Genomic DNA, 16,612 nt, shown 5'->3' with positions numbered 1-16,612 from the left:
CCGAAACTCGGTCGCTATTTTTTCTTCGGAGCAACTTTGCCCGGATCATTGATATTCAGTTGCGCCAGCACTTGCGTGGAAATATCCAGTTCAGCCGAAGAGAATAGCAGGGCTTTGGAATCCACCACTACAGTGAAACCGCTTTTCTTGGCTTGAGCTGAAATGACCGCCTGAATTTCCTCACGAATTTTTGCGTAGGCCTTGCGACTTTTTTCCTGGAGATCTTTTTGCTGTGAGGCCTTCCAGTTATTTAATGTCGTGCCACTTTGCTGATACGCCCGTTGTTTGACATCAAATTGCTGTTTGTGGCGCGCGCGCGCAGCTTGGTTCAAATTGGGGTTCTGCAATACCGTGCTCATGTTTTTCAGTTCGGCCAACCGTTCCGCCTGTTTTTTATCCTCGACAGCGATGCGTTTCTCTACGTTTTCCACCTCTTTTTTCAGCCGTTGATCTTCGACATCCGTACGCCAATATCCTTTGAAAACTTTCTCAACATTAACAATGGCTATTTTTTGCTCCCCGGCTGCAGAGGCGCTGATGGGGAGGAGGATTGCCGTGGCGAGTAAAAGTGCTGTGAGTGTGGTTTTCATGATGTTCAGTATGTTTAAATTAGAATCGTGTGGTGTAGCCAAAATTCACATTGATGTTGCCGCTGCTGTCGTTGTAACCGTCGTCGGTGATGGGGAACGCGTAGTCGAGACGCAGAGGGCCGAGAAACGGAATTTGAAGCCGGAGGCCAATGCCCCAGTCATCGTTGTAATTTCCAAAGTCAAAATCATAAGCTCCTTTGTTGACCGAACCGATGTCATAAAACGTTGCGATTCGGAGAATTTCCCAGGGCGTGGGGATGCTGTACTCGACTGAGGCGTGAGCCATCGTTTCGCCTCGGAGATAGTCGTTTTGGTCGCCACGCGGGCCCACTTCGTTAAAGTCAAAGCCACGCAGATTGCGTGAGCCGCCGAGGTGATGGCGATAGAGGTAGGGCACGTTTTTGCCACTTTCAAAACTGTCCACCACTGCGTTTTGGGCGCGCAATTCGAGGACGTGGCCTTCGCGCAGGCCTTTGAAATACCAAGTGCTTTTGAGGTGGTAGCCGTAGAATGGTTTGTCGCTGCCGATGATGCTGGGGGAAGCCATGAGGTCGAAGGAGGTGAGTTGGCCTTTGCTTGGGAGGTCGCCACCACCGCGGGTATCGTAGGCGAGACGGCCGCCCAACAATCCCACGAAGTCATGCCCGGCTTCGTTTTTCAATTCGGTGGAGGTGGTGGATTCCAAGTTTACGAGGCCGACTTCTTCCAGTGTGAAATAAAGTTTGCCGCGCAAAAAGTCATTCCCCAACAGAGTTCGTTCCAATCCCATGGTGAAGCCGGTTTGATCAACATCAAACTTGGAGCTGTAATAAGACATCTCTTCAACATACAGCGCAGTCGTAAACTTGAGTTTCCGGTCGAGCAACCAGGGTTCCTCAAAGTCCAGCCGGTAGTTGCTGTACCTGCCGCCGGCCACGGCTTTGAGGCGAATTTTTTGCCCGGCGCCTTGCAGCAGGTGGGGCCGACGCCAGCGTTTGATGTCAAAATTTTCCTGCCCCGTAATGATGTTAGCAAATGCCCCGGAATCCGTGCTGAACCCGCCGCCAATCATAAAGGTCCCGGTATTCTTTTCGCGCACGGCCACGACCAAATCGTCGGTGAGTGTCTCGCCCGGATTAGCATCCTGCCGAGCATCAGGGCCGCGGCGGGGGAAGGTGCGCACGCTTTCAAAAATTTGCATGCCTTCGATCCGGCGTCGGCTGCGATCCACCCGACCCAAGTCGAAGCGTTCGCCGGCAGAGACGGCAAGTTCGCGTCGGATGACGAAGTCTTTCGTTTTCTCGTTGCCTTCAATTTGCACGAGTTCGAGATTGAACGGGTTGCCTTCAAAGATTCTGAAGACGAGATTTATTTTGTCGGTGCCAGTCACCGGTTTCCGAACCACCCGCAGCACGCGGGCGTTAATGTGTGATTTACGCCCGTAATAGTTTTTGATGGATCGCAGGTCGGATTTTGGGCCGCTGCGAAGCAGACTTTCGGGAGCGTACACCTCGCCTTCGCGCATGCGAATGAGTGATATGAGTGTGAGCTTGGGGATCACCGGCTTGAAATCAGGTTTGGCGGCACCGTCGGGCCCCGCGTCCAGTCGCGTGGTTTCGCCATCACGCGCGTTTTGCCAGTAGTATTCGAAATCGACCGTGCCGACATGATAACGCCGACCTTCGGTGATTTTGAAAACGAGGTCTACATATGAGGCGTCATCGAGAAAATCTTCCAGTTCATCTTCCGCGTCGTCCACCACATCTTCCTGATCATCCACTTTATCCTCCAGCAAATCCAAACGATCTTCATCGGCGGCGTCTCCTTTGCCCTCTTCATCAGCCAAGCTCAGTTCCAATAATTCCAAATCTGCCCGCGCTTTATTTAGCGTATTGATGTGGTGTTGGTAGGTTTCACCGGCAAGCACTTCGTCGGCGGTGTGGGCTACTTGAACTTTTGCATCCAAATAGCCGCGATTGCGGTAGTAGGTTTCCAGCCGGTCAATATCTGCCTGTAATTCCAGCGGACGAATGCGTCCGTCATTGGTGAACCAGCTGATGGGGTTGAACCAGCGACGCCGTTCGCGGGCTTTCACAAAATCCATCAGGTCATCGGAATCAAAATTTTCATTGCCTTCAAAGGTCATGTTTTCAATTTGAAATTGCTCACCTTCGGTGATGTAATATTCCACGGCACCGGATAACTTCCCGTTTTCCTGTCGTTTAGCTTCGCTAGTTACGCTTACCCGATAGTAGCCCTTATCCTCATAATGTTCCCGCAGAGCTTTGGCGTCGGCTTGTCGTTGGGCGTCGCTGTAACGGCTTCCTTTGCGCAGGGTAATTTTCTTCAACAAATCTTTTTCTTTAATCTGTAAAGATGCAGCGGTGAGTGTCGTCCCATCGGGTCGACGCAACAGTAAATCCACCGAGGTCACTTTAGGATAGGCCACGACAACAAAGGTCAGTGTGATTTTTCCGTTTTCCTCTGAAGCGTCTACACGCACGTTGTGGAATCGACCGGTTTGCATCAGGGCATGCACGCCCGGATTGGTCATGCCGGGGCGAAATTCATCACCGGGGCGAATTCGGATGTGATTGCGCACGTATGCTTCGGTGATATCCGGATCGCCGCTACCGAAGCTGGTTAGCGTAACTTTGACTTCCCCCACCTTGGGAGGAGCGGCAGCCGGCTGGGCGATGATCAAAGGCGCGGCCAACAACAGGGCCAAAACGGTGGTCTTCAAAATGTTAGTCTTCATGCGGCACATCGTTGTCATTAATTCCCGCGGCGGGCTCAAAGCGCGTATAAGGCTTGAGGAACGTGAAGGGCACGTCCCCGGTGGGCCCGTTGCGTTGCTTGGCGATTAACAAATTTACAGGCAACCCTTCGCTTTCATCTGCACCATCGGCGTCCTCGTCCTGCGCAACTTTGTAAAGCAGTCCCACCAAGTCGGCGTCCTGCTCGATCGCGCCGGATTCGCGGAGATCCGACAAGCGCGGCTTGCGGTTTTTATCCCGCTCCATTTCACGGTTCAACTGGCAAAGCACAATCACCGGCACTTTTAATTCTTTAGCCAACGCCTTAATGCCGCTGGAGATTTCTGAAACCTCCTGCTGCCGATTGTCCATCGCCCGGCGCGAAGTAGAGTGAAGCAGCTGAAGATAGTCAATGACAATGAGTTTTATGCCATGCTGCGTGTGCATGCGGCGGGCCTTGGCGCGCAGCTGCAGGATGGAGAGGCCGGGGGTGTCGTCGATGTACAGTGGTGCGTTGTGGAGTTTGCCGGCCGCGGTGTTGATGCGCGGAAAGTCGCGATCATTCATTTTCCCTTCACGTAGTTTGCTGGAATTAAGGCGGGCATTGGAGAAAATCATACGGGTGACCAATGCCTCGGCGGTCATTTCCAGACTAAACACCCCCACGGGAATTTTTTCGTCCAGCGTGATGTTCTCCACAATGTTCATCGCCAAACTGGTTTTGCCCATCGAAGGACGGGCGGCGATGACGATCATCTCGCCTGCGTGCATGCCATCGGTCAGCCGATCGAGCACTTTGTAGCCGGAAGGCACACCTGAAATCTTTCCCTTTCGTTCGTGGTACTCTTCGATGCGATCGATGGCGGCGTGCACGAGTTTTTTCATGTCCGTGCTGACGTCGCCGGCGCGTTCGTCGTTGATGCCGTGGATTCGGGTTTCTACCTCATCGAGCAGGCGATTCACTTCACCCTCGTGCTCGTAGGCTTGGGTGACAATCTCGGTGCAGGTGCGCACGGTTTTGCGCAGCAAATATTTATCCCAAACAATGTTGAAATAATATTCAAGATTGGCCGCCGAGGGCACGCTGTCCATCAGCGTGTTGAGGTACGCCACACCGCCGACGGCTTCGAGTTGTTTGCGGTCGGAGAGGAATTGCTTCACCGTGATAATGTCCACCGCCTGCCGCGACTCCACGATATCGATCATCGCCTCAAAGAGGAGTTGATGCTTCAGCTCATAAAAAAACGTGTCGCCCGGCGGCCGGCGCTTGCCGCGCGGGCCTTTATCGGAGGGAGGATCACTGAGCTGTCGCGGCTCGCGAATGCGTTCGAGGCAGAAGTCTAATCCGGACGCGGCATCGAGCATCAGGCAACCGAGAATCCCCTGCTCAGCTTCAATGGAATGGGGTGGCGTTCGGCCCGCGGGCGTGGATTTGGCTTCAGGAGAATTGGGGGCGCGGCGCGGCGCGTTCACCAAATCCTCCATCGGCGGTTCCGGAATGGGCCCTTCGGGCGTGTCAATCATACGCGCCAAGGGAACACGATTGCTCCCTGCAATGGCAACGCGAAGTTGCTGGCGTCCCCCCCCGCTTGTTCACAGCGGGCTGGGCATAAAAAAGCCGCCCCGGTTAAATCCGGAGCGGCGATGAAAAACATCCGATTATTCGTCGATTTTTTCCGCAGCCGCTTTCTTGGCGGCTTCTTCATCAGCCACGGACTGCGGGGTGGGCAGCGGGTTTTCGCTTTCCACGAACACTTTCAGTTCGCCTTCCAAATCGGTGTGCAGCTTGAGCTTCACATCAAACTCGCCCAGCTCGCGCAGGGGTTTGGCGAGCGCCACTTTTTTACGGTCCAATTCGAGATCAAACTGGTTGTGCAATTCATCACAAATAGTGCCGGCGGTAACGGAGCCAAACATTTTGCCGCCTTCGCCAGTCTTTACTTTAACGTGCAGACGCAGGCTCTTGAGGCTGTCGAGGAGTTCCTCCATATGCTGGCGCTCGGTGGCCTCGCGCTCGGCACGGCGGGATTGCAGCGATTCGATGTACCGCTGATTGCCGGCAGAAGCGGGGATCGCCTTTCCGTGCGGCAACAGAAAATTACGCGCGTAGCCGGGCTTCACCTTCACCACATCGCCCTCGGCGGCACGCAGACTCACCACGTTTTCGGTGAGGATGATTTCGATTTCTTTTTTGGACATAATCTTTTCGGTTTAAAAAGGGTTAAATATTAAAACGGCACGTCGTCCAAGTCCGGGATATTGGACGATGAAGGCGCACTGGAAGCACCGGATGCTGCCGGAGCGCTGGGTTGGCTGGAGTGACCGCCACCGCCACCGCCACCGCCACCGCCGCCACCGCCTGAATCGAGAAATTGAAATCCTTCGAGAGTGATCCCAAGTTTGCTGCGTTTTTGGCCGGTTTGTTTATCGTCCCATTGATCAAGCTTTAGGCGGCCTTCAACCATCACCGGACGACCTTTTTTGAGATACTGACCGATGACCTCGGCTTGGCGGCCGAAGGCATCCACTTCCACGAATGTGGTTTCCTCCTGCTTTTGGCCTTCTTTATTCGTCCACGTGCGGTTGATAGCCATGCCGAGTTTGGCGATGGCCGTGCCGCCGGAAGTATATTTAACCTCGGGATCGCGGGTTAGGTTTCCCATTAAGATGACCTTGTTGTAGTTTGGCATTGCGGGAGCGTGTTGCGGGGGTTAACTGGCGGCCAATTCGAGTGTGGCACCGGTGGAGCGAGTGATTTGGGCGCGGAAGAATTCCGGGCGTTTGTCTAGTTCCTTGCGAAGTCCTTCCAGAGCGCCGCCTTCCAATTCGAACTGGAGGTTTACATAAAAGCCGCCCTTATGGCGTTTGTTGGCGATGCGGACAAAGCCGCGCCGGCCGATCTTTTGTTCGTTAGTCACCTTGCCGCCAGCTTCACTGATGAGGCCGTTGAGCTTGGTGATGTGCTCGTCCACACTGTCGGACTGGCCGGTGGTGTCGATAATAAATAATCCGTCGTAGCGTTTCACAATTCTGTTTCTTCTTTCTGGTCGCTGTTGTTGTCGTCTTTTACGTCTGCCTTGGGAGGAAACACCTTCCCGTTAAATTCATTCATTGCCCGCGACGGCCCGTGGGCCAGCCAGCAATCCACTTGTGCGGCCACTTTTTCCAGCACCGGTTTCAGTGCTTCCGCTTCGCTTTCGCCAAACTTGCCCAACACGTGGCTGGCCAGTTCCTGCCGGTCATCGGCGGGCCGCCCTACGCCGATGCGCAGGCGCGGATAGTCCGGCGTGGCCAAGTGCTGCTCCATCGAGCGCAGCCCGTTGTGGCCTCCGGCGCTGCCGCCTTTGCGCAGCCGGATTTCGCCAAACTCAATGTTGGCATCATCCACAATCACCAGCACGCGGATGGCTTCGTCGATTTTATAAAAATCGCAAATCGCTCCCACGGCCTCGCCGCTGAGGTTCATAAACGTCAACGGCTCGCACAGTAGCACGGTGCGACCGGCCACTTCCGCCCGGGCCAGCCGCGCGGAAAATTTTTTCTCTTCGTCGGCCCATCCGGCACCCCATTGGGCGGCCAAATGTTCCACCGCTTGGAAGCCGGCGTTGTGGCGCGTGCGTTCGTACTTCGCGCCCGGATTGCCGAGCCCCACGATGAGGTGTGCTGCCTCCATTGGCGTAGGCGCACCGCTCGCGGCGGGTTACTTTTTGTCGCCCCCGCCTTCCTCGGGTTTGGCTTCGCCTTCGGCCGCTACGCCCTCTTCGCCTTCGGCGCCTTCTTCGCCTTCGCCCTCTGCGGGAGTGACTTCCACTTCCACGCGCGGACGCGATACGGAGAAGACCGGGTTGCCGGTGTTATCCAAAATTTGAACGCCCTCGGGCGCAGCAATATCGCTAATGTGCAGGGTGTCGCCGATGTCTAGCCCGGTGATATCGACCTCAATCATTTCCGGCAACGCATCAGGGGTTCCACTCACGTGAACCTGACGCATCACGTGTTCCAAGTTGCCGCCGCCGACTTTTACGCCCACTGCTTCTCCCATGGGCACGATGGGCACGGTGACGTGCACTTGCTGGTCCCTGCGCACTTCGCGGAAATCCACGTGCAATGGCTGGCGGCTCAGCGGGTGGTGCTGCACTTCCTGAATCAATGCCAAACGGCTGTTGCCGTCGAGGTTGAGGTCCACCAAAACCGCCGTGGCGGAGGTGGAAGCCATCATCCGTTGGAAAGTTTTTTTATCTACTTCGAGCTGTTCGGCACCGCTGCCGCTGCCATAAATGACGGCGGGCAGGCTGCCGGTATGCCGGAGGGCTCTGACTTGGTTGCGTTTCTTTGCGGTGCGCGCATTGGCGGCTAGTTCAATTGCTTTCATCGTCTAAATTATCCTATCCTCACTCCATCAAATTCAAACAGCGAGGTGACCGATGAATTCGTGTGAATCCGTTTAATCGCCTCGCCGAGCAAGCCGGCCACCGACAAAGTGGTCAGCTTTAAGCCCTTGATTTCGGGGCGGGGAACAGTATCAGTCGAGATAAGTTCGTCAATGTTTGATTTTCGCATTCTTTTTGCGCCCAAATCATTCAAAACACAGTGGGAAACCGCCGCAATAATCTTTTTCGCCCCGCGCCGCCGCAGCAAACGCGCCGCCGAAACCAGCGTACCAGCCGTTTCCGTGAGGTCATCCACCAGTAAAACGGTCTTCCCACGCACTTTGCCGATGACCGAAACGGTCTCGGTTTCCGTATCCGAAACCCGCCGTTTGGCTACAATCGCGAGGCTCGCGTGCAGCATCTGCGAGTACGCGTGGGCCATTTTGATGCCGCCGGTGTCTGGACTCACCACCGCCAGTTCGTCGCCCAAATCCAGGGTTTTGAGGTATTCAAAAATCACCGGTGCCGCGTACAAATGATCCACTGGAATATCGAAAAATCCCTGAATCTGTTGGGCGTGCAAATCACACGTGAGCACGCGGTTCACGCCCGAAGCCACCAACAAGTTCGCCACCAACTTTGCGCTAATGGGCACGCGCGGTTGATCCTTCCGATCCTGCCGCGCGTAGCCATAAAACGGCAACACAGCGGTAATCCGATTGGCGCTCGCCCGACGAAGCGCATCAATCATGATGAATAGCTCCATCAAATTTTGGTTTGCCGGCGGGCAAGTGCTTTGGATCACATACGCGTCCTCACCCCGCACGTTTTCCTCAATCTTCACGAACGTTTCGCCATTGGGGAAATTGCGGATGATGGCCTTGCCGATCGGCATATTGATGCTTTCCGCGATGGCCTCGGCGAGGGGACGATTGGATCTGCCGGAAAAAATTTTCACTGTATTATGTATAAGGAACCGTGCTTTGCCAAAAGAATGTGCCCGTATCTACCCACCCCACTCCCGCGCGGCGAGAAAAAAAACAAGATGACAGAAAAAAAAATCGCCCAACCTCAAACCGCGGGCAAATCCTGCTTCGCCTCGCCATCAGCCGTTTGTTGTGAGCGGAAGTCCTCGTACGCCTTTTTGTACTCCGGATACTTATTCCCGAGAATAGCCGTGGCCAACAGCGCCGCGTTCTTGGCCCCCGGCTTACCGACCGCTAAAGTGCCCACCGGCACGCCGCCGGGCATCTGTACCATCGAGAGCAACGAATCCATCCCCTCCGTGCTCCAAGCCTTCATCGGCACGCCCAGCACCGGGACCGACGTGATCGCCGCGGTCACCCCCGCCAAATGCGCCGCGCCTCCGGCTGCCGCGATGATGACTTCCATCCCGTTCTCCGTGGAAGCGTTCACCCAACGGTGCAATAATTCCGGCGTGCGATGGGCGGAAATGACTTTGGCCTCGTAAGGTACGCCGAGGTCTTTGAGTTGCTTTGCACAGTTCTCCATCACCGCCCAGTCGGAATGACTGCCCATGATGACTCCTACCAATGGTTTTGTGTCGCTCATAAAGCGGCGCACCCTACCCGCTTCATCCGCGAGCCTCAACCCCCAACTTATCCACCGACCCCAATGGTCAATGCCGGCGCCATCGTTTTAATTTGCCCCGCCTGCAAATTGAACAACTGCGTGAGCAGCATAAACGTGCTTTTGCTTTCGAGATCGTTGTCCGCAAGGTAAAACCATTTACCGCGATAAGCCACGCTTACGAATGCATTGGCCGGCCGTGTGGCGGCGGATTTCACACAGAAAAGACCGCCGGTCACTTTGTTCCAGTCAAACGCCGTGCCGTCCGCCGCCTCCGTGCGCGTCACCAACCCCGCCTCGCGATGGGCCGCGGGCACTTCGGCGTTGTGCGACAGGTAAAACAAAATTCCCATCATCGACCGCGTGCGCACGGCCAATCCGTTTTCCGGCCGATTCAAAAAATTATTCGTCAACCGCAATTCATTTCCTGCATTAGGCACGCCCAGCAATTCCTTGAGCCGCACAATGCGCGGAGCCAGCGCGGCCACCGAACGTACGCGCAGCACCAAACCATTCCCCACCTGCACTGTTCCATCCGCATCCGGCACGCCCGGCGCGGCGCCCAAATCCAGCGCGTCGGCCAGCTGCAGCTCGCGAAGAATGCCCACCATTTCCTGGAATTGCTCAAACCGCGGCTCACGCGCCGGCGTGGGCCCCGAGGCGTTGCTCGCGTTGTCCAATCCATTCACGCGCTCCACACAAATGCTGACCACCCGCTCCACGCTCCAACCACTCTGCGTAAGAATCAGCACCGCCTCCAATGGCACCGGCGAAAGGATTTGTTTCAAAAACTGATCCCCGCGCAATGGCGCGTATGAAATAGTGGGGGTTTCTTTATACGTCATCCCCGCCGAAGGCGTGAGCGTGTCGCCGCCGCGCAGGAACTTGATGCTCGCGCTCATTTCGCTCTCCACCGATTGCTGTGTGGTCACGCTGCTCACCTCGAGGAAAAACGGGTTGTCACGATATTTCAACCGCACAAGGTTCAGCAAGAACTGCTCATCCAACGTGCGCGAGATGGCGTGGTTATATTGCGGATGCGTCGATTGCAGCGTGCGCGGCCCAATTGTTTGGCAACCCACGGCGACACATAATGCAGCTGCCGCAAAAAAGATTTTTAGATTTTTCATTGGTCAAAATAAGTTTGCCGTCCCTGACAAATTCAGGGCGAAGCGTTACCAGCTTTGTCCAATGCATCCAAGACCTTTCCCGGCCCGTTCATCACCGGCGGCAAAACAATCGCCTCGCCCTTCGGCGGATACACCAACACCAATGGCACGCCCGCGCGTTTGTGTTGGTGCAGCACTTTGGTGATGACTTTATCTTTGTTGGTCCAATCCGCGATGAAAGCCACGCCATCCAGCTCGGCCAATTTTTTGATCACTGAATCCACCTCAATCGCGCGGCCCTTTGTGTATTTGCAGGTCATGCACCAATCCGCCGTGAAATCCACGAGCACCGGATGCCCCGCTGCGCGGGCTTCGGCCACGGCTTCGGGGCTCCATTTCCGCCATTGCACGCCGTCGGCTTTCACTTCGATGCCACCGCTTACGGTCGTCCGATTTTCCGGATGTCGCCAGTCCAGCCCCCATTCCAGCGCCAAGGCATAACCCGCCGCCAACAACAATCCACAGGCCACTAACGGCTTGGAATTTTTGGCCACCGTACGCTGCATAAATTCGCCAAACACCCAGACTGTTAAGCCGACAAACACCAGCAACACGCCCAGCCACATCACGCCACTTTCGCCAAACATCGGCCCGGTGAAGGATAGCACCCACACTGCCGCCGCCAACATCGGGAAGCCCATCATTTGTTTGAACTGCACCATCCAGTTTCCCGGCTTCGGCAGAAATTTTAACCACGCCGGATTAAAGCTCAGCAAAATATACGGAAACGCCAACCCCGCCGCCACCGCGCCCATCGCCGCAATGATCACGCCGTTGGATTGCGAAAGTGCCGCGCCCATTCCACTCGCCAAAAACGGCGCCGTGCAAGGCGTGGCCAGTGCCGTGGCGAGGATGCCATTAAAGAATGCGCCGAGATACCCTTCGCGACTCGCCAACGCATTGGCCTTCGTCATCGTGCTGCCGCCGCCCAGCGAGACTTCGAACACGCCGAATAAATTCAACGCCACGAGCGTGACCACCAACATCAAAACTAAATTGAAATTCGGGCTTTGCATTTGCATCCCCCACGACGCCATTCCGGTGGTTTTCTTCGCGGCAATCATCACTCCTGCCAGCACCATAAACGAAAAGAACACGCCCATCCCATAAGTAAGCCCAAGACTCCGCAAGCGCCCCGGTGCCTCCCTGCTTTGCTGCACGAAGCCCAGAATCTTCATCGAAATCACCGGCAACACACACGGCATCACATTGAGAATCAATCCCCCCAAAAACGCGAAGCTCAAAATATACCAAATGGATTTGGGGGCATCGCCTTCAACATTGCCGCCGCCCACTCCACCGTTTCCGCCACTTTCTCCCGGCACCTTGGCGAGCCACGCTTTGAATTCTTTCGGGGCTTTCGCCAGCTTGGGTTCCGCGCCGATCTTGAGCGTGAGTTGGATTTCTTTTTCCTGAGGCACGCACGTTTTATCATCGCATTCCTGCCACAAAACTTTCAGGCCAATTTCATAATCGCCCGCTGCCGCACCCTTCGCCACGGTGAGTGGCGCAAGCAGCATCACTTGGTGTTCGTACACGTTGGCCGTTTCGCCAAATAATTCCAGTTGCGTGTGTTGCGGCCATTTAATTTCGCCCGCAGTGATGCCCTCGGGCAACGTCCATTCAAACTTCGGCGGTTCGCCGGGCGCGCCGGGTTCTTTCCAAAAAATATGCCAATGCTTCGGAATGCTGAACGACACGCCCGCCAACACCTCACCGCCGGGCACGGCTTGAAGGTGATCCAGCCGCGCACTCACTTGGCACTGGGCGTCACCAAACAAACCGCCGCCAAAGCTGTCCGAACCAAACGGTTCCCCCTCTTCCTTTGCACCAATTTGAAATGCCGTTTCGTGGCTAGTGACTTTACCGCTTTCCTCGTAGCGCACCACACCGCGCACTTCGTCGGGCCATTGGCCGGTTTTGCTGGTGATGGTTTTTGTGAGCGTGAATTCCTCTTTGCCCTTGGCCAGCACGGTGGCGTGGGCGATTTCCCATTTCTTGCCCGCGGTGCTGAAGGGCAAAAAATGCACGGTGGTTTCTTTGCTGCCCACCGGCACGGTTAGTTTTAAGATACGCTCGCCATCGGCATTCGCCGCTCCAGCCCATTGGGCGGGGAGTTGGGGTAATTCATTTTTAGCCGGCCATTGGGCGCGGGCTTGCTGAAATAAATTCGTGTTCGGGCCGGGTTTGGCTTCTGTGCCGACAATGAGTTTTGCGCTCACTTCCGCTTCGCCGGGAATGCACGTTTCTTCGCACTCCAGCCATTCGACTTTTGCTTTTAGCAGATGCTCGCCCGGCGCAAGATCGGCCGCCAACGTGAGGGGCACGATGAGCAACACTTCGCCGTGATACGCGTACGTGAACATTTCCAACCACTCGACCTTCTCCGGCACGGGCCAGCGAATTTCACCGGCGGTAATGCCTTTGGGGAGTGTCCACTTGATCGTCGTGGGGGTGCCATTCTCGCCGGCGTTGCGCCAGTACGTGTGCCAACCGTCGGGCATCTCCAGTCGCATTCCCACCTCGATCGTGCTGCCCGCTTTGGCCACGGCGGGGTTTACCAGCAGGGTGACCTTGGTTTTGGCGCCGAAATCAAAATCCTGCGCCGATGCAATGCCCACGCCAAAAACGCCCGCGCATAACATCAATAAAATGGAAAATAGCCGCCTCATCCTGAAAAAAGCCTCTCAAAAAAGACGCGCCATTGAAATGCTTTATTCGCGCGCCACCTTGTTATACACTCCCCGCAATGCTCGCGAGCAAACGTAAATCCGAATTGGCCACCGCCGGAAGCGAAATCAACTATCGCACCGGCGACGAACGCCTGGTGAAGCTCACCGACGCCGCCGCAGAGAAAGTCTCCGGACTCCTCCAACGCCAGGGTCGGCCGCAGGGCGTGTTGCGCGTGGCCGTCACCGGCGGCGGCTGCAGCGGGTTGCAGTATAAAATGGATTTGCAGGACACCCCCGCCAATCGCGATATCCTCGTGGAAAGCTGCGGCATCCGCGTGGTGGTCGATCCCAAAAGCGCCCTGTACGTCACCGGCAGCGAGCTGGATTATAATACCGGCCTCGAAGATTCCGGTTTCAAAGTCAACAACCCCAACGCCGCAACCACCTGTTCCTGCGGCGAAAGTTTCAGCGCCTAACAGCAATGGACGCCTTCGCGCTGCTCGATGAACCGCGCCAACCGTGGCTGGATCCCGCCGCGCTCAAAGAAAAATTCCTCACCCGCTCCGCCGCCACGCATCCGGATAAATTCGCCGACCCTACCGAAAAGTCTGCCGCCCAAACCCGCTTCGCCGAATTCAACACCGCGCACGAAACCCTGCGCAACCCCAAGCGCCGCCTCCAACACCTCCTCACCCTCGAACGCGGCCGCAAGCCCGATGAAGTCCACGACATCCTCCCCGCCACCGCCGAGCTCTTCCAACAAGTCGGACAACTTCTGCGCGCCATCGACCCCTTCCTTGCCCAACGCGAAGCCGAAACCTCCCCCCTCCTCAAAGCCCAAACCTACCCCCAAGCCCTCGACTGGCTCGACCAAGTCACTACCCTCCAAAACACCCTCACCCAAGCCCTCCAAACCCACGATACCCAACTCCTTTCCCTAAACAAAAACTGGACCCCCGAAACCCTCGAACCCCTCTACCACCAATACAGCTACCTCCAAAAATGGCAGGAACAGCTGACCGACCGCGCCGTGCGATTGGGGTTTTGAATTTACGAATGACGATAGGGGATTGACGATTGGGTTTCCATTCGCAAATCCAAATGAAAACGCACCCCAATGTAGCCCGGGCCGGTGGCCCGGGGCCCGAACCACCGGTCCGGGCTACAACCCAACCAATCGTAAATCTTCAATCGCAATTCAAAAACTCATTTACACCGCCGCCCCATCGCGTACTCTTTTGCGCATGAAGCACTCCTTTGTTTTTCTTGTCACGTTGTTTAGCCTTTCCACTTTTGCCGCTTTGCAGGCGGGGCCGCCGAAGGGGTTTGTGGCTTTGTTCAATGGCAAGAATCTCGATGGCTGGAATGCAAAGCCGAATGGATGGGCGGTGGTGGATGGCGTGCTCACGCGTAAGCCGAGGAGCGGTTACATTTGGACGAAGGAGAGTTTTGGCGATTTTGTTTTGGATGTGGAGGTGAAGGTTTCGCGTCGGTGCAATAGCGGTATCTTTTTTCGCACGGATCCGAAGAACGCGGTGCAAGGTGGGTTTGAAATTCAGGTGTTCGATACCACGGGAAAAACGAAGCTCGGCAAGCACGATCACGGCGCGTTGTACGATGCCCTCGCCCCTAGCGCTAATCCCGCCAAACCGGCCGGCGAATGGGATCGCTTCATCATCACCTGCAAAGGCCCGAAGATCACGGTGAGCATCAACGGCAAACAAGTCATCAACGCTAATCTCGATGACTGGAAAACCGGCAACAAAAATCCCGACGGCAGCCGCAACAAATTCAAGATCGCCCTCAAGGATCTCCCCCGCAAAGGCCACATCGGTTTTCAGGATCACGGGCAGGATGTGTGGTTCCGGAATGTTTACTTGAAAAAATTGGATTAGGTTTTGAACCCCCATCAAATAAGTTGAATCCCGCGGCCATTCACCGTATCCAATAGCCATGCGCACGACCCTCGCTTTCCTCGCACTGGCCATCGGCTGGCAGTCCACTCTCGCACTCGATTGGCCGCAATGGCGCGGGCCAAACCGCACTGGCATCAGCGCCGAGAAGGGCCTCCTCAAACAATGGCCCCAAGGCGGCCCGAAACGCCTGTGGATCAACAGCCAAATGGGCAACGGCTATTCGAGCTTCGCGATCGCCAAAGGCAAACTTTATACAATGGGTTCGCGCCGCGGTACGGAGCAGTTGATCTGCCTCGATGCCAACACCGGCCGCGAACAATGGGCGGCCAACCTTGGCCCGGAATTATCCAACGGCTGGGGCGGCGGTCCGCGCGGCACGCCCACGGTGGACGGCAATCGCGTCTACGCCATGAGCGGTAAAGGCGATTTGGTTTGCGCCGATCTCGCCGGCAAAATCCAATGGCAAGCGAGTATGACACGGCTGGGTGGCAAAACGCCCGTATGGGGCTACACCGAAAGCATCACCGTGGACGGCAACCTCGCTTTGGCCACGCCGGGCGGAAGACAGGGCGCGGTGGTGGCGTTCAACAAACTTTCCGGCCAAGTGGTTTGGCAAAGCAAACAATTTACCGACGGCGCGCAGTACGCTTCCGTGGTGCCGGTGACACACAACGGCGCCCGCCAATACATTCAGCTCACGCAACAAAGTTTGGTGGGCCTCGACGCACGCACGGGCAATGTCCTTTGGAAATCCGGATGGGGCGGCAAGACGGCAGTGATCCCCACGCCGATTTTTAGCAACGGCAAAGTGTACATCGCCAGCGGCTACGGCGCGGGCAGCAAATTAGTCAACGTCGGCGCGGGCAATCGCGCCAGTGATGTGTGGTCAAACAAGGTGATGAAAAACCATCACGGCGGCGTGATTATGTACGGCCAACATTTATACGGCTACAGCGATGGCGCGGGCTGGGTGTGCCAGGATTTCGCCAGCGGCCGCGAAGTGTGGAGCGAAAAACGCGCGCTCGGCAAAGGCTGCCTCACCATCGCCGATGGGATGATGTATTGCGTGGACGAAAGCCGCGGCGACATCGTGCTGGCGGCGGCCAATCCAAGGAGTTGGAACGAAAGCGGCCGCTTCCGCCTCGCGCCGCAATCGCGCATCCGCAGCAGCCGCGGCAAAATCTGGAGTCATCCGGTGGTGGCCAACGGCAAACTGTATCTGCGCGATCAAGAACACATTTACTGCCACACCATCAGTGCCGGCGGCGGTGGCGCGGCGATTACCCCCACTGGCCCTCCCGGAAAAGCCATCGCGTGGACCGCCGGAGTGGACACCAAATCCATTGATGCTATTTATCAAGGCAAAGCGCAGGCCGTCGTCACCACCGTGTTCGGCCAACCCGCCAAAACTCAAGGCACGTGGAAGGCCTATTCCGGCTTGAATATCACCGATCGCCAAGGCAAAAAATACGGAACCGTTTGGTTCAACCTCGCCGGCGGCACGGTTCAGCAAGTGCGCTTTGATAAATAACCATTGATCTTTTGAAAGTTGAAAATTAAACACACCCTT

General features: G+C 56.2%; 16 protein-coding genes. 4 read left to right on the top strand and 12 right to left on the bottom strand.

Features of this window, described 5'->3' with window-relative positions:
- Positions 1 to 14: 14 nt before the first annotated feature.
- The 12 genes from H8E27_14175 to H8E27_14120 form a co-directional block, all read right to left on the bottom strand.
- A complete protein-coding gene (locus tag H8E27_14175) occupies positions 15 to 590 on the bottom strand; it encodes an OmpH family outer membrane protein (GenBank protein ID MBC8326762.1) in 576 nt (191 codons plus the stop codon).
- Positions 591 to 609: 19 nt separating this feature from the next.
- Positions 610 to 3,327 carry a BamA/TamA family outer membrane protein gene (locus H8E27_14170; GenBank protein ID MBC8326761.1) on the bottom strand — a complete coding sequence of 906 codons (2,718 nt, stop codon included), beginning with the start codon at positions 3,325 to 3,327 and terminating at the stop codon, positions 610 to 612.
- Positions 3,317 to 4,849 carry a replicative DNA helicase gene (gene dnaB / locus H8E27_14165; protein ID MBC8326760.1) on the bottom strand — a complete coding sequence of 511 codons (1,533 nt, stop codon included), beginning with the start codon at positions 4,847 to 4,849 and terminating at the stop codon, positions 3,317 to 3,319. Before dnaB ends, H8E27_14170 begins: the two co-directional genes overlap by 11 nt.
- Positions 4,850 to 4,984: 135 nt before the next feature.
- Complete coding sequence (locus tag H8E27_14160; protein ID MBC8326759.1) at positions 4,985 to 5,524, bottom strand: 50S ribosomal protein L9; 540 nt, start codon at positions 5,522 to 5,524, stop codon at positions 4,985 to 4,987.
- A 29-nt stretch (positions 5,525 to 5,553) separates the two neighbouring features.
- Positions 5,554 to 6,015 carry a single-stranded DNA-binding protein gene (ssb, locus tag H8E27_14155; GenBank protein ID MBC8326758.1) on the bottom strand — a complete coding sequence of 154 codons (462 nt, stop codon included), beginning with the start codon at positions 6,013 to 6,015 and terminating at the stop codon, positions 5,554 to 5,556.
- A gap of 21 nt (positions 6,016 to 6,036) precedes the next feature.
- Positions 6,037 to 6,351 carry a 30S ribosomal protein S6 gene (locus H8E27_14150; protein MBC8326757.1) on the bottom strand — a complete coding sequence of 105 codons (315 nt, stop codon included), beginning with the start codon at positions 6,349 to 6,351 and terminating at the stop codon, positions 6,037 to 6,039.
- Entirely contained in the window at positions 6,348 to 6,998 is a 651-nt protein-coding gene (locus tag H8E27_14145) for an aminoacyl-tRNA hydrolase (GenBank protein MBC8326756.1), read from the bottom strand. Before H8E27_14145 ends, H8E27_14150 begins: the two co-directional genes overlap by 4 nt.
- Before the next feature lie 27 nt (positions 6,999 to 7,025).
- Entirely contained in the window at positions 7,026 to 7,697 is a 672-nt protein-coding gene (locus tag H8E27_14140) for a 50S ribosomal protein L25 (protein MBC8326755.1), read from the bottom strand.
- 8 nt (positions 7,698 to 7,705) lie between these two features.
- Positions 7,706 to 8,653 carry a ribose-phosphate pyrophosphokinase gene (locus tag H8E27_14135; GenBank protein MBC8326754.1) on the bottom strand — a complete coding sequence of 316 codons (948 nt, stop codon included), beginning with the start codon at positions 8,651 to 8,653 and terminating at the stop codon, positions 7,706 to 7,708.
- A gap of 113 nt (positions 8,654 to 8,766) precedes the next feature.
- Positions 8,767 to 9,267: a 5-(carboxyamino)imidazole ribonucleotide mutase gene (gene purE / locus H8E27_14130; protein MBC8326753.1), complete on the bottom strand. Its 501-nt coding sequence runs from the start codon at positions 9,265 to 9,267 to the stop codon at positions 8,767 to 8,769.
- 47 nt (positions 9,268 to 9,314) lie between these two features.
- Positions 9,315 to 10,415, bottom strand: coding sequence for a hypothetical protein (locus H8E27_14125; GenBank protein MBC8326752.1), 1,101 nt, complete (start codon positions 10,413 to 10,415; stop codon positions 9,315 to 9,317).
- 32 nt (positions 10,416 to 10,447) lie between these two features.
- Positions 10,448 to 13,126, bottom strand: coding sequence for a thioredoxin family protein (locus H8E27_14120; protein ID MBC8326751.1), 2,679 nt, complete (start codon positions 13,124 to 13,126; stop codon positions 10,448 to 10,450).
- A 77-nt stretch (positions 13,127 to 13,203) separates the two neighbouring features.
- On the opposite strand from H8E27_14120, the gene erpA reads away from it, so the two are divergent.
- From erpA to H8E27_14100, 4 genes are all read left to right on the top strand, one after another.
- Positions 13,204 to 13,602: an iron-sulfur cluster insertion protein ErpA gene (erpA, locus tag H8E27_14115; GenBank protein ID MBC8326750.1), complete on the top strand. Its 399-nt coding sequence runs from the start codon at positions 13,204 to 13,206 to the stop codon at positions 13,600 to 13,602.
- 5 nt (positions 13,603 to 13,607) lie between these two features.
- Positions 13,608 to 14,174, top strand: a complete 567-nt coding sequence (locus H8E27_14110) for a hypothetical protein (GenBank protein ID MBC8326749.1) — start codon at positions 13,608 to 13,610, stop codon at positions 14,172 to 14,174.
- A 196-nt stretch (positions 14,175 to 14,370) separates the two neighbouring features.
- Entirely contained in the window at positions 14,371 to 15,021 is a 651-nt protein-coding gene (locus H8E27_14105; GenBank protein MBC8326748.1) for a DUF1080 domain-containing protein, read from the top strand.
- Between the two features lie 58 nt (positions 15,022 to 15,079).
- Positions 15,080 to 16,573 carry a PQQ-like beta-propeller repeat protein gene (locus tag H8E27_14100; GenBank protein MBC8326747.1) on the top strand — a complete coding sequence of 498 codons (1,494 nt, stop codon included), beginning with the start codon at positions 15,080 to 15,082 and terminating at the stop codon, positions 16,571 to 16,573.
- Positions 16,574 to 16,612 lie beyond the last annotated feature (39 nt).

This window comes from Limisphaerales bacterium (assembly GCA_014382585.1).
Lineage (GTDB): Bacteria > Verrucomicrobiota > Verrucomicrobiia > Limisphaerales > UBA1100 > JACNJL01.
Note: the sequence above shows the minus strand (reverse complement) of the source record. Positions and strands in the feature narration are given on the sequence as shown.

What these genes read in the sequence shown, in the direction of transcription:
- H8E27_14170 (MBC8326761.1), bottom strand. Translation starts at nt 3,327, where the DNA reads ATGAAGACTAACATTTTGAAGACCACCGTTTTGGCCCTGTTGTTGGCC.
- H8E27_14145 (MBC8326756.1), bottom strand. Translation starts at nt 6,998, where the DNA reads ATGGAGGCAGCACACCTCATCGTGGGGCTCGGCAATCCGGGCGCGAAG.
- H8E27_14110 (MBC8326749.1), top strand. Translation starts at nt 13,608, where the DNA reads ATGGACGCCTTCGCGCTGCTCGATGAACCGCGCCAACCGTGGCTGGAT.
- H8E27_14160 (MBC8326759.1), bottom strand. Translation starts at nt 5,524, where the DNA reads ATGTCCAAAAAAGAAATCGAAATCATCCTCACCGAAAACGTGGTGAGT.
- ssb (MBC8326758.1), bottom strand. Translation starts at nt 6,015, where the DNA reads ATGCCAAACTACAACAAGGTCATCTTAATGGGAAACCTAACCCGCGAT.
- H8E27_14140 (MBC8326755.1), bottom strand. Translation starts at nt 7,697, where the DNA reads ATGAAAGCAATTGAACTAGCCGCCAATGCGCGCACCGCAAAGAAACGC.
- dnaB (MBC8326760.1), bottom strand. Translation starts at nt 4,849, where the DNA reads ATGATTGACACGCCCGAAGGGCCCATTCCGGAACCGCCGATGGAGGAT.
- erpA (MBC8326750.1), top strand. Translation starts at nt 13,204, where the DNA reads ATGCTCGCGAGCAAACGTAAATCCGAATTGGCCACCGCCGGAAGCGAA.
- H8E27_14125 (MBC8326752.1), bottom strand. Translation starts at nt 10,415, where the DNA reads ATGAAAAATCTAAAAATCTTTTTTGCGGCAGCTGCATTATGTGTCGCC.
- purE (MBC8326753.1), bottom strand. Translation starts at nt 9,267, where the DNA reads ATGAGCGACACAAAACCATTGGTAGGAGTCATCATGGGCAGTCATTCC.
- H8E27_14120 (MBC8326751.1), bottom strand. Translation starts at nt 13,126, where the DNA reads ATGAGGCGGCTATTTTCCATTTTATTGATGTTATGCGCGGGCGTTTTT.
- H8E27_14105 (MBC8326748.1), top strand. Translation starts at nt 14,371, where the DNA reads ATGAAGCACTCCTTTGTTTTTCTTGTCACGTTGTTTAGCCTTTCCACT.
- H8E27_14100 (MBC8326747.1), top strand. Translation starts at nt 15,080, where the DNA reads ATGCGCACGACCCTCGCTTTCCTCGCACTGGCCATCGGCTGGCAGTCC.
- H8E27_14175 (MBC8326762.1), bottom strand. Translation starts at nt 590, where the DNA reads ATGAAAACCACACTCACAGCACTTTTACTCGCCACGGCAATCCTCCTC.